Raw genomic sequence first — 26,595 nt, forward strand, 5'->3', positions numbered from 1 at the left:
ATAAAGGCATAATTAGTATTCCAGTTCACCGGTTTATTAATGTTTTAACCTAACCCTAACTAACAAACCAGCAAACTGGCAAACTAATATTACTTATTGTTTAATTACTTTCTTTACTTCTTTATTCCCGTTCGACACCACCTCTACAAAGTACATTCCTGCTGGCAGTTCAGATATATTCACTTTTGTCTCTGTTTCGGCAAGAGCAATAGTTTTTACTGCTACTCCACTGTAGTTATAAATTGTAGCTGTAGTATTCTCTGTGCTCTCTACCTTAATTGTTACAAAATCGGTAGCAGGATTTGGATATACCGATACGTTCATTGAACTTTCTTCCAAACCTGTTTTATAGGCTACATTATTGTTCTCTTCTATTTGCTCTTCTGGAGATAAAGCAGTACCACTTAAAGTGTACTTTATTACTACATCAGCAGCTCCTTTTGCTACAGAAAATTTAGACAATGGGTTATTAACTAAATCTTTGTACGTATTTAATGAATGCCCATCACCTAGATTAGCAAATAGATACACCTCATTTTTATTTGCAATAATAGTTGGAAAAGATTGAATTGGCTTTGATGGATTAACATTAAAAATGCTGTTTTTCCAAATCCTGGTAATTGAGTTTCCTGCCGTATTCAACTTCGACATATAAAGTCCATCATTCACTATGCAAGACAAATAGGCATTATTTTTTGAGTCTATAAAAAAACTTAATTCATCCACGGAACTTTCTGGACCCTTTATACCATATTTTGTTTCGGAATAAACTGTTTTTAAAGTACCTAATTTATCGTATTTAGCTACAAATAATTTCAGACTATCTTTCACTGGTCCGTGTAGAGTTTTAGTAGCCGACAAATCTATACTAGTGTTAAATCCTCCCCATGACTGATCACCTAAAATACCTGAAACAAATATATTACCTTGCTTATCAACATTTGTTCTAAGAAAAAAATCTTGTGTCAACGATAAATTAACTGTTCGTGTAAATGAATTAGTCCATAACAATTGCATACTAGGAGAGTATTTCGCAATGTATCTTCCCGGTAGTCCGTTTAGCTTTTGTGCACCAGATTGTTTCGCATCAAAATCTACGCTAGTTTGACTTTGATTGAATCCATGACCAAAATCAACTCCCGAAATAATAAAATTTTTGCTTCCATCAAAAAATATTCCATCAACAGAAAACTCTTCGCCATATGAAACTATTTTATTACTATTAATAAATTTCAAATTTGAATCGTACTTAACAATTCCAACATCATTTGGCCCTAAAATCACTTGCTTAGTAGAAGAAAGTGGATCTATTAAATAACCATTTACTGCAGAAGTATAATTTGTGAACACAATTGCTAACGATCCGTTTACATCAACAGCTGCAGTAGACATAGCAAAACTTCCAGGATACATCACATCTGGTTTCAGGAATAATGATTTTATCAATGTTCCATTTTCATTAATCTTTAACACAAAAAGGTCGTCCACATCAATACCCTCAGTAATTGCACTAGGAGTATTTGTAGAAGTAAATGAAGTGTTTTGATATTTTATCTTGCCAGAAAAGCTTCCAATTATATATAAACCTTTCTGCTTCCCTATTGGAACTATCTTAACAATAGATATGCCCCCATATTTACTTACCAAGGTTAAATTATTCACCCAATCAAGAGCGCCAGTATTAGATGAGTATGCAGCAACAACAGCACCACTTTTCATTACTTTTCCTACACCTGGATCAAAATCTTTCAAAGTTTTCTCATCAAATCCAAATCTGTAAATTTTATTAGACAACGTATCGATAACAGCCTCAGATGAGGATTGATAATCGTTAACACCCTCAAAATAAGTGAATGGACTATTATTCAATTGAGTTCGCCACGCAACAGATGCTTGCGCATTAATTTCATTTTTTGCTGAAGCCGCTAGTAGCAATGCTAGTGCAGCCAATTTAATTGTTTGCTTTTTCATGGTTTTGGTTTAAGTTTATGCTGCAAATAAACTACCAAAAGGATATCTGTGTCAAAGCAAAAAAAAAGTAGATAAGCTTGAATTAATAGGGCAACTGCTTACAATAGTTTGAAAATCAGGAAAGTAAAAATTGATGATTAGATTTAATATCATTTTTCTTTTTTTCACAAACTCTATTTATTAACACTTGAATTGAATAAAATTAATGGGTGCACAAATACACGTGTTTTACTTAACATTCATTAAAATTCCGAGGGAGTATTTGGGGAGTTAAAAACACAATTTAACTCAAATTGAATATGAGAACTAGTTTATAGCGGTCACTACCTAATGACACTTACGTGTCCTATATAGTTATGGTGTTTACCAAAAATGTCTGTTAGTTGTACTTTCCATACATACACATCTTCTTGCACATTTTCTAATACATTATTTACTCTACCATTCCACGGAACCGCTGTTTCGGGAGAATTGGTTTTGTGTGTAGTATAGATCATTTGCCCCCAACGATCGTATATCCATAACTGGTATTCGGCTATACCTATTCCTGCTCCATTTAACAAATCATTAATTCCATCGCTATTTGGAGTGAAAGAATTGGGAACATAAAAACCAAAATCTTCTGTGATTGTTAAACATTGCTCGGTTGTATCTTTACAAGTATGTGCATTTTCTACTACCAATAGCACACAAATCCTACCTGTATCATCAAACGTTTTAAACATATTCCAACTAACACTATCTGGCCCCTCCCCTTCAATACTCCACTTCCACTTACTTGCATCGGTAGATGTATTTTTAATTTCTACTATAGGGTTGGTTATAGATACTACGCTGGATGATAGGCTAAAGTCTGCATTAGGAGAATTGTACACAGTAATTTGATTGGGAATAACTGATGTTGATTGACACCCATTTATATCCTTTACAGATACAGTTGTACTATAAACTCCTGGTTCTGTATAACAATGCATGGGAGTATATAATGTACTAGTGCCACCATCTCCAAAACTCCAAAAGGTATTTATTAGATTTTGAGTAGATGTACTTATGCTAAAAGTACTGCATAACAAGGGACAACCAGATGATACATCACTAGTATAGGTTACAACCGGTAGTGCATTTACTGTTATACTTTGCAATGCTGATGCAATACAACCATTTGCATCTGTTACTTCTAGGGTTACTATTTGAGTACTATCAGGGGCTATTGTAATTACAGAATTAGTACAAGCTCCATTATTCCAGTTATAAGAAAATGGGGCTGTTCCTCCTGTTGCACTTGAACCTATTACAATACTATCTCCTGCACATAAACTACTTGCGCCTGAAGTTGTTGCTATTAATACCAGCGGCTCTGATACCGTAAAGCTATCTACATCAAAACAACCCACTTGGTCAGTTACGGTAACTGAATAAACTCCATATTGCAAAAAAAACAATGAATCGTTCTCTTCGCTTGTCCCTAACCAAGAATAATCTATGACACCTGTTCCTCCTTGAGTTGAAGCCCATACCATTCCATCACTTCCACCATAGCAACTTACACTTTTTCCTGATATTGTTAATTGTGGCCCAGGAGTGTTGGTTATGGTATATACAGAAATTAGTTTACACAAAGCACTATCACTTACCTCTACCGCATATGTTCCAGATGACATACCCGTTTGGTTAGATCCAATTGCATTTGTAGACCAACTGTAATGATAATTGCCTACACCTCCGGTTGCAGATAAACTAATTGCGCCATCTGCTCTATTACAAAATGTGGAAGTAACAGTTGATGTAATAGCTATTACAGGTGGTTGTGCTATTGCTACCGAATCAACAAATAGTGCACCAACAGAATCGGTTACTGTTACGTAATATTTTCCTGCGCATAAGTTTGATATACTATCAGTTGTTTGTCCTCCGGGTTGCCATAAATAACTATAGGGTGCAACTCCTCCATACATCTTTATTTGTGCTGTTCCATCGCAACTTGAATTACAGGTTACATCGGTTTTCTTAATCTCTTTTTCTGATACGATGCAACTCATATTGTCAATCCCACAATATGTCCACCCAAGATAAGGATTGTAACTAGAAGAATTGCAAATTGCTTTTGGATTAATTACTTGACCATTATACCCCATGGTTAAATAACACCATGTTTGGGTAGGGGTAAACTTAAATTCAACACTCTTCCAACTTGTATTATTAATAATTGTGTCAAAAAGAAGTTCTGCCTGATGATTACAATTATTCCCCCCCCAAATGGCAAACTTTGGAAACATACACGTATCCGCATTTTGCTGATAATAAAAAAGTAAGACTAGGTCGATAGTAAATTTATACTCTACACCTGCCTTCAAACACCCAGGAACTGGCTGACAAACCCTTTCCCACCAACTTCCAGAATAATCGCCAGTTAGACCTTGAAATGTATTTCCTAATGATGCCGGCATAGTTATTCCCCAATGGCCAGGCAAAATATCTGGAGTAGCTCCATTAGCAGTATGCCACCCTGGAGCTGGACTATGCATTGTGGGAACTCCCTCAAAATCACTATTTGTTAAACATATTTTTTGAGCACATAGATTAGAAATGTTTAAATGATAAAACAAGATGAAAATTATTACTCGAGAACCTATTCTAGAAATCAATAATTGACTTTTAAATTTATACATCTAGATAATAATATTGTATGCTTCAATATAACTTAGCATATAAAAGAAAGCTCATCAATATTTTAGAAAATAAGGTTATACAACCCCAAAAAATAAACATAACAACCTAACAATCTGTCTGTTGAATCAAAATAAATTAAATTACATAACATGCAATACTAATCAACAAAAAAGCTTATACAAGCGTTTAACTAATTTCTAACAAGGTATTTTTCCTAAATTGAAGTAATAATGGCAAACATAAACAATGACTTATTTGAATTAATAAAATCTCTTACTAATGCAGAGATTAAACAATTCTATTTTTTTTGTAAAAATCAGGGGCATAAAGAGGAAAAACAGTATTTAGTTTTGTTTGAAGAGCTTAGAAAAGCAAGTTTTTATGATGAAGAACATACAAAAGAAAAACTAAAAAAAGTAATTAAAAATTATGCTGTTTTAAAAAACTACCTATTTGACCTCATCATCAAAAGCTTTATGCTTGATTTTACCAGTAGCAATCCAATATTTGAGTTAAACAAATCTTTAGTAGAAATAGAAATATTAAGAGGCAAAGGGCTTTTAAAAAGAAGTAATCATTTAATAGAATTGACAAAAAAGAAAGCACATGAGTGCGAAGAATATCAGATTGTGATTCAACTTATAGACCAGCAACTGAAAAATATATTTTTCAAAGGGCAGTTTAATAAAACAACATATTCTAAATTAATTGAAGAAAGAAGAACAGCAAATGACTTTTTATTTAGAAAAAACAAATTACATATACTCGTAAATGATTTGATTTTCTTAGAAAACACTACATCATTCATTGCCCCTAATTTCACAAAAAGAATAAATGAAATAAAAGAAGAATTACTAGCACTCCTAAATCAGCAGCCTAACCCTGTTTTTGTTGATATCATTTGCCTAGAAAACCTCTCCTTGATAGAGGCAAGAACAGAAGCTTTTGAAGAAGCAATAAAACACATAAGTGAATTACAAAAGAAATTCAAACAACTTTCAGAAAAGCTTTTTTTATTTAAACAGTTTCATTACAAATACTTCAACTCTATTTTGAATAAATTTTTTTATGAAATTCGCCTCAAAAAAATAGAGCAAGCTACAGTCTCCATCCATGAATTGGAGTCTACTGGTAGTTATTACAATAATAAACCCGAAAGCAATGCCATTTTATCTGACTTAACATTTGCAAAATGCTTTTACATGCTTTCTACTGGGAAATTTAATACGTACGAACTAAATGAATTTGACTCGCTAAATACCCCTAATAAAGTTTCTGCATCAATGCAACAAAACAGATCGTTTTTAATATATGCAACTTTATTATTATTCAAAAAAGAACTCAAAAAACTAACGCGTATTTTTTTTCAAATTGAAACAAGTGATACTCAAGTTTTCTCTGGTCAATTTTCAGGTGGCACATTATTGATATACGCTACTCTACAATTTGAAAAAGGGGATTACGAAGAGTTACTCAGATTAAAAAAACTAGCATTAAAAAACACAATCACTAATGAGCAAAGTGTACTCTACTGGATTGATAGTTTATTACAGCTCCTAAATGAGGGAATAAACGCTCTACCTATCAAACTAATGCAATTATCTCAAGCGATTAATAGCAATAACAACAAGACTTTATTGTCACAATATTTTTTAACGGACTGGCTTGAAAGCAAAATTCAGAACAGACCTATTGAGGAAATATTATCACAAAAAATATTAAAAGATAAAAACAGCTCTACCTAATCACACTTACATGTCCAACGTAGTTATGGTGTTTACCAAAAATGTCTGTTAGTTGTACTTTCCAGACATACACATCCTGTTGTACTATTTCTAAAATATTATTGACTCTGCCATTCCATGGAACGGCCGTTTCCGGTGAATATGTTTTGTGTGTGGTATAAAGCATCTGTCCCCAACGATTGTAAATCCATAACTGGTATTCGGCTATGCCAATTCCCCAACCATTGAACAAATCATTAATTCCATCGCTATTCGGAGTGAATGAGTTTGGAATATAAAACGCAAAATTAGGATTAACAGTTATACATTGAGAAGTGCTATCAATGCAACCTTTCTGGGATATTGCAATCAATTTGGTACAAAAGTAGCCTGTATCGGGATAGCTGTACGAAGGATTAACAATTGTACTTGTTGATTGAGAATTATCGCCAAAATTCCACAGGTACGATACCGCATTGGTACTTTCGTTGGAATAATTAACATTTGCATTTAACACATCTGTGCTATACGATGATGGCGTAAATGCCGCTTGTGGTAATCCATACACAGTTATAGAGTTAGTGCTGCTGATGTTATTTGAACAACCATTGTTATCTATCACCGTAACTGAATACGAGTAGCTGCCCGAATTGGCAAAGCATTGTGTAGCATTGCTCATAGTGCTTTGCGAGCCATCGCTAAAATACCATTGTACTTGTTGAGTATTATCTGTAGTGTTGGCAAGCTTTACACACAAAGGTGCGCAGCCTGCTGTATCTTGTGCTGTATAACTTACCTGCGGCAAAGCATGCCAAGTGAGCGTACTGGAATAACTGGCAGTACAATTCCTACTATCTGTTACTGTTACTTGATATGCTGTAGTTGTATTTACTAGCGTAGAAACGGTATTGGTAATAGAACTAAATGGTGTCCACTGGTAAGCAAAGCCACCATTGCCTCCTGTTGGTACAGCCGTTAAATTGCTTGTTCGTCCGGCACAAGCAGCGCTATCACCTGTTGTTGTTATAATTAATGCGGGTGGCTCTGTAATACTTATTGTTGCAGTATTTGTACAACCATTGCCATCTGCTACGGTTACGCTATACGTATTAGCGCTAACATTAGAAAGTGTGTTTGTAGTTTCTCCGTTACTCCAATTGTAAGAATAGGGGGCAAATGTATTTTGTCCTGCCACAGCAGCACTTCCATCACTCAGCGAATTACACGATACGGGAACAATAGTTGTTGTAGCAATACTTGGTAGCGCATTTACAGTAAGTGTGTAGGGTAATGTATAAGGACAGCCTTGTGTGGTGTTGCCGCTTACTGTATACGTAACACTAGTGGGAGGATTGGCAATAACTGTTGTACTTGTGGCAGTATTTAAATTACTCGCAGGACTCCAGTTGGCAGTACTTACACCCTTAACTTCTAGTATTGATAGGCTTCCTGTACAAAGTACACTATCTCCACTAATAGTAACATTATTATTCGGAATGGAAACGGTTACACTTTTGAAAACACTGTCGGTATTGCAAACAGAGCTAATAATTAGCTTAACTTGATAGGTGCCACTACTACTGTAGCTTACCTGTGGGTTAAAAGAAGTAGACGAACTTGGCGTGCCTCCTTGAAAACTCCATACAAAATTAGTACCACTCGGATCGCAGTAATGGTGTGGCGTATAGTTCACTTGCACCGAACACCCTTGCGGAACCACTGTGGTATCAAAGGTTACATCGCTGTACGTATCGTCACCACAGTTTAAGGCGCAAATTCGGCCAATAACCAAATCTTCAAAGCCGCCAGCATGTGTGGGTTGAAAGGAGTTTGCTGTTGTAGGATAACCACCTTGACCTGCATTTACAAAATAAATAAATCCGTTCTTTACTTTAATATCGCCACGCACATCTCCGTTATCCCAGTCATCTTCATCCGGACCACCTAAGTAAGTAGAGCATAAATAATCGCCTGTAAGTCCATCAAATTTTGCTATGTAATGATCTTCTATGCCTCCAAATGTATTCTGATAACCACAAGAGCTAGTAGTTATACTGGCTTCAAAATCTTCGTACTCGCCAAATATATAGGGATTGCCGTTAGCATCAAGAGTTAAAAATGGGAAAAGTTCTCTATCAGATGTTCCAAACGCTGTGGACCACAGAATAGAGCCATTAGCATTTAACTTAACTAAATACAAGTCTGTCCCTCCTTGAAAAGGATTATTAGTTGGAGGGGAACACGTATAAGCGCCATCTGCAGTTGTTGAAACGACTATATCATTTGAGGCATTACACTGAACATCGGGAAAGTTTCCTGGTATCATAGTAGACCAAACAATATTTCCGATAGCATCCATCTTTACACAAAAACTTTCGAAAACGTTTGTACTGCAACCAAATGGATTGATGGTTGTTGGATATAATCCTAATGGTTGTCCTACTAATACAATATTATTCAATGCATCTGCTGCTACTGCCTTTGATTCAGAACCCACAACAGCACTATAAAAATTTGCAAATACAATATTTCCCAACTTGTCGAATTTAGAAACGAATGCATTCCCTTTGGTATTTCCGGGATTTATGCTTTGAGTTGAAGATATGGGTAAACTATCCATAGCTGTACCACAAAAAACAATGTTATCATTTTGATCGATGGCAAGATCAGAAGAATAACCATCAATGTATGCCATAGCTCCTTGCCCTGAAATAAAAGCACGATAATAAGAGCTCCAATTAAGAATACCGGCAGAGTTTAATTGAAATAAAAAATAACAAAATACACCCATAGGATTAGAGCTTTGAAAAGCTCCTAAAGTGACAGGTAAGTTTAGAGAATTCGTAATGCCAAGTATAGATAGATTGTTTTGACTGTCGTGAGCAATTGCTTTTGACACTTCAAACTTGCTACCCCCAAAGTAGGTTGCCCAATTTCTACTACCTGTATTTGAAAAACTTGCAACCACAATCTCTTTTGTACCGGAACTAGAGTTGTTTACCACTTGAAAGGCTCCAACAGAAACTGGGAAACCGTTAGAGAATGTAGTTCCTGAGGTAATTAAATTATTCAAGTTATCAGCAGTAATTGTATTTGCGTAATCCATTCCACTGCCGCCCATAAATGTTATCCAGGCGCTACTAGGGTCTATTACTAACGAATAATTTTTATTGTATGCCCCCACAGAAAAAGAAAGAAAAAAAGATTGCTCCTTCGATTCGTCTTTTTTTACTATATACTGCATAGCTACATCCTGTATAGTTCCATCAATAGTTTGATACACTTTGGGCATCCACTCTTCTATCGTGCCTACCGATGTTTCGATATACAGCCTACCATTTACTTCTTTTATGTTATCGACACCTGTATAGTTTAGTTGTATGTCATTTACTTCTCCACCCGGATTTACAACCATGTCATATTTAATTCCATTCGCTTTGTTTCCATACGCTACAAAATCAATGTTGTTGTAAATGTTTTCGTAGGTTACTTTATTAAAGCCCTTTACATGCGTTATTCCTGTTGGGCAGTGCGCATAGTAATAATTAGTATAGCCTTCTACTTCTTGTTCTTTTCTTGTTTGAAAGGCGTTGTTAGCTCCTACAAAATTAACATCTACCCTGCAACCGTTTATTGGTCTGGTATCTGGACCAGCACCTAATTTTTCTTCTTCGCTAGCAAATGTGCGCACTAAATTTTCTAACAGTACATAGCTAATTCCCGTTTGACGCAAGTACACTTTGTTGCCACCTCCATCACCTACAAACAATACATCGGGACGCAGGTTTTGGTTCATATCCACTACCTGTCCCTTGTTCTCAATAAAGTTCATGCCATTTCCTCGCAAGGCAGTAGATGTTTCAGAAGTATTTCCTACGCAATAATTGCAAATAAAAAAAAGAAGAAGATATCTGAACTGCATAGTTGTCAAAATAGCTTAGAAAAGAAATTATACCAATTTAATTTTTGTATTAAATATGCTATTCTTACAGTTAAAATAAACACAAAACAATGATAATGAACTTATTAAAATTTAATAAGTGAGCTAATACCGCAGCTCCAAATATCCCTTATACGATTTGTTATCGTACTTAGTAGTAAATACATAAAAATAAGTACCGGAAACTACTTTGTCGTTGCCTAGTGCGGGATTAGAAACGTTAACGCTTCCATCCCACTGATTACGATAATTATCTAAAGTATACACTAAATCGCCCCAACGATTATACACTTCAAATGTATTTTCTAGATTTTTAAATGCACTTCTTATAACAAACGTATCGTTTATACCATCGCCATTGGGGCTAAATCCGCTGGGGATAAAAAGACTGTCTTTAATTACAATTGTTTCTGAAAAAGAATTTGAGCAGCCATACGCATTTGTTACCGTTTGCAAAACACTATATGTTCCAGGTTCTTCAAACATATGAACCGGATTCGATTCTTGCGAAGTGCTACCATCACCAAAACTCCACTGCCAGCTTACTACCGATTGCGACTGATCTATAAACGAATTTACAGTGCCCATATCACCACTAGAACTTACCGCAAACCCTGCTTGAGGAAGAGAAGCAACAGAAATATTGCAAACAGATACTGCTGACTTACATCCGTTTGCCGCCACCTGATAAACACTTATGGGTCCGGGACTATTATTCCAATCTACCAAAATAGTTGATGTGCCTTGTCCGCTGCTTATTTGAGTACCGCTAGGAGTTGCCCACACAAAGGTACCGCTGCCAGATGCCGAAATACTATTACCTGCTTTATTTGCACAAATGCTATCTATACAAGCTATAGAAGGCGCTACAGGAGACTCTTTGCTAAGCACCATCGAATCGTTAGAAAAATTATTCCAATTAGCTTTTTTCACAGAACTATAATTTGTAAAGGCATTGTTTGTTGCACCCACTAATCCGTTCCAATAGGATACAAGCGGAGTATTCCACTGTGCAATACCATCCCAATTGCCATCTGCTATTTGATCATAATAAATTTCAACCGCTGCACTGGTTGTAAAACTAGCAGCTCGTTTTACTTTATGAAAAAAATGTAAATTAATTCCACACACCGTTGCCGTATCTAGCTTATTGGTATTGGTAGGCAAGGCATTCACAAGTCGGGCTGAAAACGTATCGGCTAAAGAAGTTGATGGTGTAACAAAAACAGGCCTATATCTTGTTGTTCCTAAAGAAGAGCCTGTGGGATAAAAATAAGTGCTTGTACTATTTACAACCCTTGACAAACTACCGTTACCAATGCTACTTACAAAACCTTCGTTACCAAAAACAGTAGCATTCATAATAGCTGAAACGGATGGGTTGTTTACATAAAAAGTATTTGTATCAGTGTCTAACTCACGGTCACTAATTATTAACACACCAGTTGCATCAACTCCTGCATTCGTAGATTTTAAGCTCTTTTTTCGTGCATTGCCCGCTCCCAGTCCAGTTAAATGCAAATTATGAAATGTTGTTGGCGTATTGTTTGTACTTGTAATAAATTGTTGCGCAGTACTTGAAAATAATTCAACTGTGCTAGTATCAGCTATAAATGTAGCATCGTTCTCCCAATCTTGCTCCACACGATACAACCCACTTCCAGACAAAACGGAATTCCCTTTTAAATACAAAGAGCCAAGGTTTCCGCTATTGGCAATAGTTACAGTTCCATTGTTTACAATATTGCCAGAGGCAGTATTCCAAACATCGCCATTTACCATCACTAGCAAGCCCGGGCTTATTACAACTGTACTACATTGGTTGAATACAATAGGTTGAGCAAAAACTTTTAAATAAAACATTAGTGTTACCACAAACAGGTTAGCACTAAGCCTTGGAGTAAATGAACAATTAGTTATCATAAATTTATGCACTATCCGTTTGTTCTAGTTAAATACAATTCCATAAAGAGAAACGCCATCTGCTGTAACCCTATGAGTGCGATCTTGATTTCTAACTTCTAATGTGTAACTATATACTCCTGAAACAGAAGGGATGTCAACATATTGTATAGACATTGTCTCCCCGTATTCTAGAGGATTAGAATTTAATAAAGTCTTAGTAGCTATACCACCTGCTTTAATATAGGTTGAATTTCTTTTGATATACATATAAAAACCTTCTCGTAAAATTCCATTATGTCCACCCCATTGCCCAGTAAGACCACTTCTGTTAAAATCTGCACTTCCCATTAAGAACACTTTTTGTCCGGCAATAACATTAATTGTAAAAGTCTGAATAGCAATTGGTGTATTTAAACTTGTGGACATATAGGATATATCTAAAGAGTCTCTATCGGTAATTCCATTTTGTTGTGCATACTGAAAACCGGCAATACTAATGCCTGTGGGTGGGCAAGTAGATGTCCAGGTAGAGAGCATTGCATTGTACACAAACAAGCAGCCAACAGTGGTGTCGTACACAATTAAGCCATCGGCAGGGCTAGCAATAGCAAGGCGCTGAGTGGTTGTCATGCGAGGTGCCAGCAGCCCTTTGTTGGTAGAAGAAACATCAAGTATCGCGCTTGGGTCGGGGGTGTTGGTGCCTATACCCATATTGTTTTGCGCGGATGTGTAAAACCCGGTTACAACTAGATAAAAGAATAGTAGTGCTTTTTTCATTTGTATTGGTATTAAATTGTTACCTAAAATCTTTTAAAATTTCGCATATAGTTTTGTTGGATTATTCTATTTACAGCCCAATAACTTGATTAAAATGGTTGTGGTATAAATTAAGTTGGCTTCTCATTTTTTTAATGTGTTTATAGTTGGCTGTATTAAATTGTATCGTTACAATTTTCTTTACCGCATTTATCAGGTTAGAGAAATAACTTGGTGCTTTTTCGGGTGTAGTTTTTCTGTTCATAGCTTCCTATTTTAGGTGTTATTGTTTTATATAAATGTAGCTGCGCATGTTTTTTATTTCCATGTTGCTTTTGTTTATAATGAGTGGTTTATAAGCTCAACACAAAACAACAAAACACTCTATTTCAATTAATTAAAACAAAATAACAACCTTAAATATGAGCTATTCCTTTGTATAATTATAATCTATTTGTAACTTAAAGTAATTACCAATTTGATAATTAGTATGCGCAAAGGAGAAGACGATTTGTTTCAATTAATAAAATCACTCACAATTCCTGAGCGAAAACAATTTTATTCGTTTGCAAATAAATATGATGGAGATGAGAGCTCCGAAAAAACATACATGCTTTTATTTGAAGCAATAGATAAAAGCAAAAATTATAATGAATCTGATCTAAAGAAAAAATTTGCAGACACAATAAAAAACTTTGCCTTTACAAAAAAATATTTGTTTCAATTAATCATAAAAACCCTTAAATCTTTACCACTAGAAAATGATATTGATGCAGAATTAGAGGACATGATTCATACCACAAAAATTTTGCGGAACAAAAAATTATATCACAAGTGCTTAAAGAACTTGTACAAATGCAAAGAACTTGCGTATGCTCATGAAAAATATAGCTTCCTAGAGCGCATTTTGGCATTGGAAATAAGCCTACACATTCACTCCATAGGAATTTACAGAAGCAATCATATCGAGTTAACCGAAGAGTTTCAAGATGTATTTAATAAAAACAACTTTCAACGAGAAAAAAGCTTTATTCATCAAAAATTAATAGCACTATATAGTTCGGACGGGCTGAAGAATGAAAAGAAGAAAGAGATAGATAGTCTAATTTCGCGCTGTGTAGTTTTAGAAGCAGAGTTGACAATCCCAATATCAGTGAGATTAGATTTGATTACCATTATAATGGGATATTATTCAAGACTATATTACGAAACTATCGTTTTCGAATATTGCAACCGGTGGTGTAATTTATACGAGAGAAATAACGTAAAGGAAATTAAAGACAATATTCTTGATAGAAGATATTTACTTTATTTAATGAATGCAGCAGAAGGGGCTAGCCTTGCAAAAGATTTTGCAAAATACAACAACTTATTAAGCAAAATAGAGGTGGTAATTCACGAATATAATTCTGTCACCAACGATAATTTCATTCAAAGTAAATTACTTGGCATTAAATTGCTTCACTCCATTGACTCAGCCTCCATCTCAACTTTTAATTTTGATAGTATCGAGGCATTTTTAGCTAAAGAAAAGAGTTATACTTCTACCTATGTAAAATTGTATTTGTATCTGCAATCATACTTTCTCCTTTGTAAAAACTACAAAAAATTTGCAGCATACATGGTAAATTTCGAACACCAAAAGTTAGACAATTATATACTCAGCGAGTCTATTTTGCGATTCTACCACATACTCTGTTTTAATTATTACTACATCAAAGAGAATTATACTGAAGCGTCAAGAATTGCGAAGAATGCAATTGAAGACCCAAAAATAAAACTAGAACAATTTGACATCTTATGGTACAATTCCCTTATTGCAGTGCTAAATAGTGGCAAAGTGAATGAAAGTGAATCTCTGAAAAAACTTCTTAATGATTTAAGCGGAGTGAATGTTTTCGAGAACTCTTTCGGCCCCTACGCAAAAATATGGCTAGAAAGTATCATCAGAAATACAGATGTAGAAATTATTATCCGCGAACAAAACAATCAACTATCTTCTAATCTCTAAATATCCTTTGTACGGATCCATACCTTCAATGATTAACACATAGAAATAGGTTCCCGAAACAACCTTTCCGTTACCAATACTCAAGCCCTTATTGGGAGTTCCATCCCAATCGTTCTTATATGGTTTTGCCTCGTACACTTTATCTCCCCAACGATTAAAGATTTCCAATGTATTATTTCCATTTCCAAACCTGCTTAAATTTTTTAGCACATAGGTATCGTTTATGCCATCGCCATCGGGGCTAAATCCATTTGGAATAGACAACACCAACTCGGATAACACTTTTAAATACACTTTAGCAGTATCGCATTTCAACGTACAATACAAATCACATAACTGATAAGCAATAGAATCTTCGCCCGAAAATCCGGAGTTTGGCTTGTATTCAAAATATCCATTTGCATTGGAAACAATTGTGCCATTCTTTGGATTATCAATAATTACAATGTTATTGGCATTATTTCCGTTGTCGTTTCCAAACACATACACAGATTTAACTTCGTTAAAAAGCGTACTATCATAATCGTTTGTTGCAAGTACAACACCTGTAGATAATACCGAAATAGGGAACTGATAAGAAGCGCTACAGTTATTAGCATCCTCAACAGTAACAGTGTATGTACCGGACGTAAGCCCTGTAAAATTACCGTTTGAATTTGAAATAGAACCCGGGAACAGCTTATAAACCAATCCCCCACTGCCACCTGAGGCAACCACGCTTGCAGCTCCATCTGCAACTCCTGAACAACTTTCATCAGTTACAGATCCGCTAGATGCCAACAACTGTGATGGTTGAGAAATTGAAACAGTTAAGGTGTTTAACGAATTACAGTTATTCCCATCGCTAACCACTACAGAATATGTTCCGGAAGATAAGCCTGTAAAAGCACCTGAACTATTCGTAGTTGAGCCCGGATTTAATTGAAACGTATAAGAGCCTGTTCCGCCCGTTGCAGAAGCGGTTATTTGACCTGTAGAATTTCCAAAACAAGAAAGATTATTACTAGCACTTAATGTAAGAGTAATTGGCGCAGGTTGCGTAATTACAATCTGTCCTCCGGAAGATACAGCTATCGCAGAACAACTATTTGCATCAGCCACAACAATAGTGTACGTACCTGCTGACAGATTAGAAAACACACCGTTCGTATTCGAACTGTTAATTGGGAGTAATGTGTAGGTATATCCGGGCACGCCACCATTTGCAGCAACCACCAAGGATGCATTAGACGAACCGGAGCAAGTCAAAGAGCCTGTCATTGTTACCGTTGCACTAACAGCTGCCGAAGGCTCTGTAATAGATACTACTGAAGTAGAACTACAAAGATTTGCATCTGTTATTGTTACCGTATAAGTACCTGCAGCAACTCCTGTTATATTTTGAGTTGTTTGAGAATTACTCCACAAATAAGTAAATGGCCCAGTACCACCAGCAATAGAAGCTGATGCAGAACCAGTAGTAGTTCCAAAACAACTTATATTATTCAAAACACTTGCAGATGCAACACCTCCTGTGGTGTTGGCAAGGGTAGTAGTAGCAATAGCACTACAAGCATTTGCATCGGTAACTGTAATAGAATATATACCGGACGAAAGTGCCGTAGCAGTTTGCGTATTGATTAAATTACTCCACAAATAAGTATATGCTCCTGTACCTCCTGCAAAATTAGCTGTTGCAGAACCAGTACTACTATTACAACCTGATGGGATAGTAGAAATACTTCCGGTAAGTGTTGCCAATGGTTGAGTTATAGATACAGTACGTGTTACAGTACACCCTTTAGTATCAGTAGTTGTAACGGTAATTATACCCGATGTAAGATTATTTACAAAAGATGTTGTAGCTGCATTACTCCAAGAATACAAATAACCACCATTACCTCCGCTACTTGCAACAGAGGCTGTTCCGCTAGACCCTCCAAAACACAATACATTTGTGGAAGAAACAGTTGACGACAATGCAGATGGTTGTGTAACGGTATATGTCTTTACTATAGTACAATTATTTGCATCTCGAACAGTAACAGAATAATTACCGGCTGCTAATGTAGATATACTATTGGACGTACCGTAACCAGTTCCCCAGTTATATTGGTAATTGGCAACACCCCCGGCAACCGAAGCAATGGCAGCACCATTGGCTTGTCCATTGCAAACTACTGAAGTGGAAGATATAGTAGAAGTTATAACAGCGGGTTCGGTAACAGTATAGGTTTGTGCAGTTTTGCAGTTATAACTACAAACTCGTAAGGATAAGTCATCTATTACAAAATCGTTTCCTACGGCAGTAGCATTATTATCACGCAATGATAATGTACAAGTAGTTATTGCCCCGGAATTAAAAGTTATGCTGTACTTTGTCCATGTATTAGACAACGCAGGTAAGGTTTGTGCCGAACCAACATCAACCCCATTAAGCTGTAGCCTAACAACAGCAGGATTTCCAGAATATGTACTCGCTGCCCAAAAACTAAAACTGTAATTGGTATTAGAAGCTAGAATCGCATTCTGAATCCAAAATCTATTTGTGCTAACAGACGAGCCGTTAACCACTAATAAATTTCCGTTCCCTGTAGTATGATCTGTTAAAGCAGTCCACACGCTGTGTACTTTATCTGGATCTGTCTCAACAATTATAGAAGTTTCATCCAAGTCATTACTCATATCAAATGTTGCATAATTATAATCGGAAGTAAAGCCTGTGTTACCACTAGTAAAACTTCTATTAATAAGCAATTCGGGACCAATAGGCACACACACATTATCATTTACATTAACAGTATAATTGCCCGCAGATAAAGTATTGATGAAATTTGTAGTTGCATTTGAAGGCGACCATAGATAAGAATAAGGTGTGGTGCCGCCTGTAACACTAGTTGTTATAGCACCTGTAGAATTGCCATTGCACAACACATTAGTAACACTTCCATTTATAGCCACAACCGATGGCTGCGAAATGTTTACAACAACAGACTTTGTACAAAGTGGGTCTGCCTCAGCGCTTCGAGCAGAAACAGTATATGTGCCAGGGGTTAGATTAGCAAATGTATTGGATGTGCCCCAAACTCCATTATTTAAGGCATATTGATGATTTTGATTCCCTCCCCAAGACATGGCAGTAATTTGTCCATCTCCACTACCATTGCAAAACAATGGCTCAGTAGTTGCAGATTCATTAAACAGTTTTATATCTCCATAGTTATAGGTCTTTAGAACTCTTGTAGCGCCAGTTGCGGTTGCAGTTCCTGTCCAAACACCAAAATTTTTCTGATTCGAAAAATCAAAATCATAATCATAATACGCTATCAAATTTGTTTCCATCCAATAGGTAGGAAGAGTGTTCATATTCGCCCTTATTTGAGTTTGCGTTCTAGCAGCATTCCAAATTCTCACTTCATCAATATATCCATAAAAAAGCTCATCCGGGGCACCGTAATTCCATCGACTCCCAATAGAAGTGTTGTGTGCATTCTGAACCATTGTGCCCGAACAACTCATTGTGCCAGTCAAACAACCATTTGTATAATAACACAATACTGTTCCATCGTATGTTGCTGCAACGTGTGTAGGAGTGTTAAGGGGAATAGATACCGAGTTCACAACACTTTTATATCCATTTGTAGTTGTAACTTCAAAAGAACCAGGACGTAATAAATAATTTACATCTGCAGGGGAGTGATGTTTTGAAACGATATTATTAGCAGATGAATTGTTTGTCACAGTAATAATTGCCTCTACAGTTATTTTATCCCCAGAAACATCCAAGTCGCCCAAATTAACTGCTCCCCCATTTGTATTTAGCCAACTATTTTGAGTGAAAGCGGAAAAAGTAAAAAGTAAAAAAAATGTTGAAACAATCAGATTATTGAAACGCATAAGCCTAAGAGTAGTTTATAAATTGACACTATAAAGCTACGCTTTAACACACTTTTATTCAAACCAATGTTGAAATAAAAGAATATATCTGAAATGCTAAGAAATAATCAATTTGGCACTTACGTGCTGAAAAACAACCACCTATCTTCTTATTTCCAAATACCCTTTATAGGTGTCTAAGCCCTCTATTGTAAGTACATAATAGTACGTACCCGCAACAACCTTCCCATCCCCAATATTTACTACACCTTTGTTAGGAACTCCATCCCAATCATTTTTGTATGGATTTGCTTCATACACCTTATCTCCCCAACGATTATATATCTCTACTTTGTTATTTCCATTTCCAAATCTATCTAAATTTCTTACCACCCATTTGTCATTTATATTATCTCCGTCAGGACTAAATCCATTGGGAACATTTAATAATACTTCCTGCAATACTCGAATATATAATTTTGCTGTATCGCATTTAAGTGCACAAAACTGATCACAAATTTCATAAACCAACGAATCGTTTCCTGTAAAATCTTGATTAGGCTTATATTCTATAAGTCCATTACTGATAGAAACTACCGTACCATTAACAGGAGCTATTAGAACACTAATGTTTGCAGAACTTACAGCAGTATCGTTCTGATACACATCAAACGATTTTGTTGTGTTGTATTCTGTACTATCATTATCATTTAGCGCAATTACTATTCCATTAGAAGAATTGGATATACTAAAAGTAAAATCATTAAAGCATCCTAAATTATCAGTAACTTGAACAGTATATGAACCTGCGGTAAGTCCTGCAAAAACTCCAGTAGTATTAGTAGCCGAAGATGGCTGAAGAAGATAAGAAAATCCGCCATTCCCACCTGTTGCAGTAACAGTAGCACTTCCATCTGCATCGCCAGGACAAGACTCATTCACAAGACCCGCATTAGTAGATATTGAAATTGCAGCAGGCTGTGTAATTGTATGCACAGCACCAACAGGAGATACACAACCAAGTGTATCGGAAACAACCACTGTATAGGTGCCTGCAGCCAGCGCAGTGAACAAGCCTGAAGTATTACTTACTGCACCCGGACTTAAAGAGTAGGTATAACTACCACCTCCGCCAATAGCCACTGCTGTAAGCTGAGCAGAAGAAGCTCCGTTACATGTAGCATTTGTACTGCTTGTAACTGTTACGGTAATAGGAGTGGGCTGTGTAATAACAATAGAGTTTGTTCCATTGGCAAGTGCCGTACAACCATTGGCATCACTAACAGTTACAGTAAATGTTCCAGAGCCTAATCCAGAGAAAACTCCGGTTGTATTCGTTGTATTACCAGGCTGAAGAATATATGAGTATCCCGAAGTCCCGCCTGTAGCAGTAACTGTAAGAACTGCATTATTAACATTTGCGCAAGCAAGTGTGGTGGTAACCGCAGCGCCTGCTGTTAAAGAAAACGTAGGTTCGGTAATTGTTACAGTAGCTTGAGAAGAACAATTATTTGCATCCAAAACAGTAACGGTATAAGTACCTTGAGCAAGATTATTTGCAACGGCACCAGTAGCTGCATTGCTCCACAAATAAGTTATAGCAGGTGTTCCATTTGTAACAGTAGCGGTGGCAGAACCATTATTTCCAGCGTTACAACTTACATTTGTCTGTCCTGAAACGCTCACTACCGGACCTCCCGAAGAAGTAACGGTTGTAGATAAAGTAGTTGTACAGCCATTAGCATCGGTAACTAAAACACTATATGCGCCTAAGCCTAATCCATTAATACTTTGTGTTGTTTGCGTAGTATTCCAAAAATAAGTATAAGCTCCTGTTCCACCAGTAGGATTAGCCGTTGCAACACCATTGGTATTTCCGGAACATGCTGAAACAGAATTTGAAATGACACCTCCTAAAGCCAATGTAGGCTGAGTAATACTAACGGTAGCAAAACTAGAACATCCATTAAAATCAGTTATTACAACTGTGTAGGTTGCGGCAGATAAACCATTAACCACTTGGGCTGTGGAACCATTGCTCCATATATAGGTAAACGGAGCTTGACCTCCTGTCATATTAGCCGTAGCAGAAGCATTAGAACCACCATTACAGCTTACATTACTATTGGTAGTAACGGATGCTGTTCCTCCGGACAAATTTGTAAGAGTTGTAGAAACAATTCCTTTACAACCATTTGCATCGGTAACAGTACAAGTATAAACTCCCGATGATAAATTGTTAATTACATTCGTATTCCCCCCATTACTCCAAAAATAAGTATGTCCACCAGTTCCTCCACTCGAAGTAATTGTTGCTGAACCTATACTGGTAGTACATCCGGAAGGAGTTGTTGCAATAGTACCTGAAACGGCAGTAGCAGGCTGTGTTACGGTTGCACTCACAACCGAAGTACAAGAATTTGCATCCGTCATAGTTACTGAATAAACACCTACAGTTAGTGTAGTAATGGTTTGTAATCCAAAACCATTGCTCCAACTGTAACTAAATGGTGCTGTTCCTCCGTTATTGGTAGCAGTAAGCACTCCAGTTGCTCCGCCAAAACACAATACATTTGTTTGAGAAGCAATGGTTACAGTACCCCCGGCAATATCTGTTAATGTGGTAGTAGAAACAGATTTACAGCCATTGATATCAGACACGGTAAGCGTATAAACACCCGCAGGCAAATTAGTTAAATTAGTAGTAGTATTCCAACTATAGGAATAGGTAGGACTTCCACCGGAAGCAGAGGCAGACACAGAGCCATTAGCAAATCCGCATTTAGGTGATATGGAAGTAACGGTAACACTAAGAGCTGCAGGCTGAAGTACAGTCGTTGTACGAACTACTGTACAGCCATTGTCGTCTGTAACGGTAACAGTATATGTTCCTGCCAGTAAGTTTGTATTGATAGAGGTAGTCGCACCATTGCTCCACAAATAGGTATAATTAGGCGTTCCACCACCGGCAGTAACAATTGCACCACCATCTGCAATTCCATTACAAGAAGTAGAATCAGAAGTAACTGTAGCCGAAAGTGCCGATGTAGGTTGATTGATAGTGGCAGTATAAGTAACAGAGCATCCGTTTGCATCTGTTAAGCGAATAGTATAAGAACCTGCGGAAAGTGAAGTGTTTGAGGCAACAACTCTTCCATTACTCCATGAATAAGTATATGCACCTGTTCCTCCAGAGGGAGTAATTAGGGCTGAACCTGTAGATCCTCCAAAACAAGCAACATTGGTAGTAGTTACAGTTCCTGACAAAGGAGCTGCTGGTTGAGTTATAGTAACCGTGGCAGTAACAATACAATCATTATCGTCTTTAACGGTAACAGTATAATTACCGGCCGCTAAACCTGTTTGGGTTTGGTTTCCAAATCCTGTACTCCAAGTATAACTAAAGGGACTTGTACCACCTGTCATTGTAACTTTTGCAGAACCAGTTGAATTTCCATAACAAAGCACATTTGTTTGGGTAATTGCAGCAGTACCTGCGGGGGTATTGGTAATACTTGTAGATGCAGAAGCAGTACATCCGTTATTGGCAGTAACGGTAACTGTATAAACACCTGCAGAAGCTCCTGTTATTGTTTGGGTTGTTTTTGCATTACTCCATAAATACGTATAAGAAGTTCCTCCCGTTGGATTGGCAGTAATGGAGCCATTTGCAGAAGTACACGTTTCGTTTGTTTTAGTAAAGGATATACCAACAGTAGGTGTAGAAACAACGCCACCTGCGGTAGCTTGACCATAGCAAGTATATGTATCGATTACGGTTACAGTATATGTTCCAGGACACAGACCCGATATTGCATGAACCGTTGATGCAGTAACAGCAGTAACACCATTACTCCAACTGTACGTGTAGGGTGGCGCCCCACCTGAAACCAAGGCCGTTGCAGTACCATCACAAGCCCCTAAACAATCACTTACATTGGTAGCAGTTAAAGTTACGGTTGGATAAGATGTAGGTGGCAAATAAACAGATTGAGAAACAGTATTGCCTTTATCATCCGTTACTGCCAATAAGTACGTGCGGTCAAACTCATAATTATACAACTTTAATGTTGTTTCACCATTACTCCATTTGTATTTGTAATTACCAGAACCTCCTGTTACAACAGGTTTAACAGGAGACAATGTTGCTTGAAGCGCGCATTGTGGTATTGGAATTGCTTGTAGTGAAAGTGAAAGTTTTTCAGAATTAACTGTTGGGTTATAAGCACTTTGTGCATTTGCTAACGAAAAACAAATACTCAATGCAACAACGAAATTAGCTAGTAGTCTTTTTTTCATAATTCACTTTTATCTTCTTAATTCAATATATCCTTTGTACGTTTCTTTTTTATTTACAGTTACATTCAAAATATAAAAATATGTTCCGGAAACAACCTTACTGCCTCCTATCTTTGGAGCATCTGTATTACACACTCCATCCCAATTATTCAAATACGGGCTAGAGGTATAAACCAAACCACCCCATCGATTATAAATCTCCAAACTATTTTCCGGAAATCGCTCCAGATTCTTTATCACAAACACATCGTTTACACCATCGCCATCAGGGCTAAATCCGTTAGGTATAGAAAGAACAAATTCCGGTAATACTTTAAAATAAACCCATGTTGTATCACATCTAGTCATACAAAATGGGTCGCAAATTACATATTTTAATGAATCATTCCCACTAAATCCATTACTAGGTTTGTACAAAACTATTCCATTAGCCAACGACTGCACCTGACCATTGATTGGAGGCACTAGGATAGTTATGCTAGAAACAGATCCTGTATCATTTTGGTAAATATTAATCGATTTAGAGCCATTGAACATAATACTGTCTTTATCGGCATTTGCTACAACAAATCCGTTTGAATTGCTTGTAATTTGAACCGTTGTGGAATACATGCAACCCTTTTGATCTTTACTTATTACAGTGTACGTGTTTACAGCCAGATTTACAAAATCTCCAGTTGTATTTATTTGTGCACCAGGCTGCAAGGTATATGAATAGGACGGAGTGCCTCCAATAGCAGAAAAATCAATAGCGCCATCCATCATACCAAGACAAGATTCGTTTGTAATAGAATCTGCTTGTAACAACAAAGGCGGTGGCGCAGAAATTACAACTACAGTATCTATACTACAACCAATAGCATCTGTGGCTTGAACGGTATATGTACCTGCAAGTAAGTTTGTAAATGAGCCTGTAGAATTTACTGTTCCAGAAGGAGCTAAATCAAAGGTATATCCAGGAACTCCTCCAATAGCTGCAACGGAAAGCTGTCCGACAGTATCAGTACTGCAAGACAAACTAGTTGTAGTAACTGTGTTAAGTAAAAAAGCGGAAGCCGGTTGTGTGATTACAAACGTTTGAACAGTAGGGCATCCATTAGCATCGGATATAATACAAGAATAGGTACCCGCTGCTAAATTAGCCGCAGACGGACTTGTTGAAACGACAGTACTAGTAGAATTAAGCCATGTATACTGATAAGGTGGTGTACCGGAAGAAATAACCGGTGTAGCCGAACCGGTACTTGCTCCTTTACAAAGCACATTAGCAATATCAACAGAAAATGTAGGCGCAGGTGCAGTAGTAACAGTAACCGTCTTAATCAATGTATACGGTGGACAAGAACCATCTCTAATTGTTACGTTATATACACCGGCATTCAATCCTGTTATGGTAGCTGTAGTTTTGCTATTGCTCCAAACATAAGTATAACCACCCGGGGCGCCTCCGGTTATATTTGAAACAGTTGCAGTTCCTTTAATACTGCCACATACAGATGTAGCACTGATGCTTGCACTCAATGGAGCCGAAATAGTACAAGTAGTTGTAAAAGCCGTTTCCGAAACAAATCCATTTCCGCAAGCATATACTTTTCCATTTCTACCTACTATCACATCAAACACGTTACCTGTTGTTGTTTGCAAACCTACTTGGTTCAAATTAAGGTCGTATTGATATACACCATTCTTTGACCCTACAAATACATTTCCGCAGGCATCAACCGCTAAACCGCCAACAGTATAGAATTGACCATTGGGTACATTCACAAATGCAGAAGAGTTCCCGTTTGATTTATCCCACCTTTTAACTGTTAGCCCATCGTACGTAAAAACATAATTGCCGTAGTTTGTAATGCAATTCATTCCCATCCCCATACTAGCAGTACTGAAACCGGTATTAACAGTTGGATAAATATTATTTGACATTGTTTCAACAATACTATATCCACTTGGTACTGTCCACTGAATGTTGTATTGAAATACATTAGGTCGCACTTTCATTAAATCGTTTCCATTTGAAATATTCATCGGTTGTGCAAATAAAAGATATGCATCACCATTATCATCCAACGTAACACCCACCGCATCATTACAACAATTTGTATTTCCGCTATATAAAATGGTTTGCTTGTCAATTCCCCAAAATGCAGGCTTAACCAACCCAATATTTACAGGGGGACCGCTACCTCCAGGACCAAAAGGATTGTACTCCTTACCTGTTCCACCTCCAACAACTAGTATTTCGTTCGATTTGCAATTGTTGGTTAACCTCCACGCCTCTTCCATAAAATTATCGGTGGTGTAATAAATATAGTATGAACCACCGGAAGTAACATTCTCCAAATAAGCCCCTCTTACAGGAGGAACAACACTATTGGCTAATGAAAAACCTTCTGATAAATAACACTCTCCATTAGGCATGGTAAGTAAATCACCATAATACGTTGTCTTAATTTGACCGGGAGAATAAGTCCATTGCTTTGACCCAAAACTATTGTATTTGATCAATTTTAAATTATTTATTCCACCACCATATACATAAACATTTCCGGCAGTATCAACTCCAATATCATATGCTTTAGCGCCAGACAAATCGCTATTCGTAATAGTAGTAGTCCAAGGGTCGATAATAATTTGTTCTGTTATCTGTGCAATTCCTCTTAATTCAAATTGTACTGCGTCAGGTTGCAAAATAAAATCACATACAATATTCCTTTTTTTTGCAGACGATGCAGATGGAGCATGATCTATAATATCTCCGGAACGGGTATGAATAATGAGGTTTCCAATTTGGTCCTTTTCTATGCCCGATGTGTTTTTATAAGACAGTTTAATGGCATTTAAATCGGCTCCAGGATTTAAAATCAGATTATATTTTATTCCTCCTCGTGTATCTGTAGTATATTCAATATCTACCTGGGGATACATGTTTTTGAATACAATTTTTTTAAATGCATTACAAAATAAGGTGGTCGCCTTTTTTGTCTTACCCTCTGCCTCCAATACATAATGGTGCTTGAATGGCAATGCTGTTGAGGTTTCTATGGCAGCTGATGAGCTACCTCCCACCCATTGGGCATTTACAAAGGCTTGATTCAACAAAACATCGCGTTCTTCTTTTTTAGGATTATCGTCCGGCTCTTGTTCTCCGTGCTTTGACGCAATTTTTACTACTTCATAGGTAAGGGTAAAATCGGAATTGAAGTATACATTGAAAAGTCCCTGATGCGCAGCAAAAAGAATTGTTTTGCCATTTTCAGATTTAAACTGCCCTTTATTTTCTACAAAATAGGTTTCGCCAAAAGTAGTATCTACCCAAGGAGCTTTTTCGAATGAATAAGCAAATTGAGAAAAAAACAACAAACTAATTATTGGCAATAATCTACCAAACATAGGTGTAAAGGAGTCTTTTGAATATCGCAATATACTGAAAAATATAGAATTTATATACTTTTAGAACCCAC

General features: G+C 36.8%; 11 protein-coding genes. 2 read left to right on the forward strand and 9 right to left on the reverse strand.

Annotated elements, in window-relative coordinates:
• Positions 1–93: 93 nt before the first annotated feature.
• Positions 94–1,971 carry a T9SS type A sorting domain-containing protein gene (locus J0M08_01430; GenBank protein MBN8701702.1) on the reverse strand — a complete coding sequence of 626 codons (1,878 nt, stop codon included), beginning with the start codon at positions 1,969–1,971 and terminating at the stop codon, positions 94–96.
• 323 nt (positions 1,972–2,294) lie between these two features.
• Positions 2,295–4,496, reverse strand: coding sequence for a gliding motility-associated C-terminal domain-containing protein (locus J0M08_01435; protein ID MBN8701703.1), 2,202 nt, complete (start codon positions 4,494–4,496; stop codon positions 2,295–2,297).
• Positions 4,497–4,871: 375 nt separating this feature from the next.
• Here J0M08_01435 and J0M08_01440 point away from each other — a divergent pair, with 375 nt between their 5' ends.
• Positions 4,872–6,386, forward strand: coding sequence for a hypothetical protein (locus J0M08_01440; GenBank protein ID MBN8701704.1), 1,515 nt, complete (start codon positions 4,872–4,874; stop codon positions 6,384–6,386).
• Here the strand turns inward: J0M08_01440 and J0M08_01445 are convergent.
• The 4 genes from J0M08_01445 to J0M08_01460 all read right to left on the reverse strand — a co-directional run bounded on the left by J0M08_01445 (position 6,379) and on the right by J0M08_01460 (position 13,231).
• Entirely contained in the window at positions 6,379–10,287 is a 3,909-nt protein-coding gene (locus tag J0M08_01445) for a gliding motility-associated C-terminal domain-containing protein (protein ID MBN8701705.1), read from the reverse strand. The two genes, J0M08_01440 and J0M08_01445, sit on opposite strands and share 8 nt — an antisense overlap.
• Positions 10,288–10,410: 123 nt before the next feature.
• Complete coding sequence (locus J0M08_01450; protein MBN8701706.1) at positions 10,411–12,228, reverse strand: gliding motility-associated C-terminal domain-containing protein; 1,818 nt, start codon at positions 12,226–12,228, stop codon at positions 10,411–10,413.
• Positions 12,229–12,252: 24 nt separating this feature from the next.
• Positions 12,253–12,987 (reverse strand): hypothetical protein, encoded by a 735-nt coding sequence (locus tag J0M08_01455; protein MBN8701707.1) that lies wholly within the window; start codon positions 12,985–12,987, stop codon positions 12,253–12,255.
• A 70-nt stretch (positions 12,988–13,057) separates the two neighbouring features.
• Complete coding sequence (locus J0M08_01460) at positions 13,058–13,231, reverse strand: hypothetical protein (GenBank protein ID MBN8701708.1); 174 nt, start codon at positions 13,229–13,231, stop codon at positions 13,058–13,060.
• 225 nt (positions 13,232–13,456) lie between these two features.
• Here J0M08_01460 and J0M08_01465 point away from each other — a divergent pair, with 225 nt between their 5' ends.
• Positions 13,457–14,977, forward strand: a complete 1,521-nt coding sequence (locus tag J0M08_01465) for a hypothetical protein (GenBank protein ID MBN8701709.1) — start codon at positions 13,457–13,459, stop codon at positions 14,975–14,977.
• On the opposite strand, the gene J0M08_01470 is transcribed toward J0M08_01465, so the two are convergent.
• From J0M08_01470 to J0M08_01480, 3 genes are all read right to left on the reverse strand, one after another.
• On the reverse strand, positions 14,960–18,853 hold the full coding sequence (locus J0M08_01470) for a gliding motility-associated C-terminal domain-containing protein (GenBank protein MBN8701710.1): 3,894 nt from the start codon (positions 18,851–18,853) through the stop codon (positions 14,960–14,962). The genes J0M08_01465 and J0M08_01470 overlap by 18 nt on opposite strands.
• Positions 18,854–18,994: 141 nt before the next feature.
• The gene (locus J0M08_01475) at positions 18,995–23,131 is read right to left on the reverse strand and encodes a gliding motility-associated C-terminal domain-containing protein (GenBank protein ID MBN8701711.1); all 4,137 of its coding nucleotides are present in this window, start codon (positions 23,129–23,131) and stop codon (positions 18,995–18,997) included.
• A 9-nt stretch (positions 23,132–23,140) separates the two neighbouring features.
• Entirely contained in the window at positions 23,141–26,524 is a 3,384-nt protein-coding gene (locus J0M08_01480; GenBank protein MBN8701712.1) for a gliding motility-associated C-terminal domain-containing protein, read from the reverse strand.
• Positions 26,525–26,595: the final 71 nt, after the last annotated feature.

The sequence above is a fragment of the Bacteroidota bacterium genome, from assembly GCA_017303975.1.
Lineage (GTDB): Bacteria > Bacteroidota > Bacteroidia > JAFLBG01 > JAFLBG01 > JAFLBG01.

Bases quoted from the DNA above. Each gene is read 5' to 3' on its own strand.
- J0M08_01455 (MBN8701707.1), bottom strand. From the start codon at position 12,987: ATGAAAAAAGCACTACTATTCTTTTATCTAGTTGTAACCGGGTTTTAC.
- J0M08_01460 (MBN8701708.1), bottom strand. From the start codon at position 13,231: ATGAACAGAAAAACTACACCCGAAAAAGCACCAAGTTATTTCTCTAAC.
- J0M08_01470 (MBN8701710.1), bottom strand. From the start codon at position 18,853: ATGCGTTTCAATAATCTGATTGTTTCAACATTTTTTTTACTTTTTACT.
- J0M08_01450 (MBN8701706.1), bottom strand. From the start codon at position 12,228: ATGATAACTAATTGTTCATTTACTCCAAGGCTTAGTGCTAACCTGTTT.
- J0M08_01430 (MBN8701702.1), bottom strand. From the start codon at position 1,971: ATGAAAAAGCAAACAATTAAATTGGCTGCACTAGCATTGCTACTAGCG.
- J0M08_01480 (MBN8701712.1), bottom strand. From the start codon at position 26,524: ATGTTTGGTAGATTATTGCCAATAATTAGTTTGTTGTTTTTTTCTCAA.
- J0M08_01440 (MBN8701704.1), top strand. From the start codon at position 4,872: ATGGCAAACATAAACAATGACTTATTTGAATTAATAAAATCTCTTACT.
- J0M08_01475 (MBN8701711.1), bottom strand. From the start codon at position 23,131: ATGAAAAAAAGACTACTAGCTAATTTCGTTGTTGCATTGAGTATTTGT.
- J0M08_01465 (MBN8701709.1), top strand. From the start codon at position 13,457: ATGCGCAAAGGAGAAGACGATTTGTTTCAATTAATAAAATCACTCACA.
- J0M08_01445 (MBN8701705.1), bottom strand. From the start codon at position 10,287: ATGCAGTTCAGATATCTTCTTCTTTTTTTTATTTGCAATTATTGCGTA.
- J0M08_01435 (MBN8701703.1), bottom strand. From the start codon at position 4,496: ATGCATAGTCCAGCTCCAGGGTGGCATACTGCTAATGGAGCTACTCCA.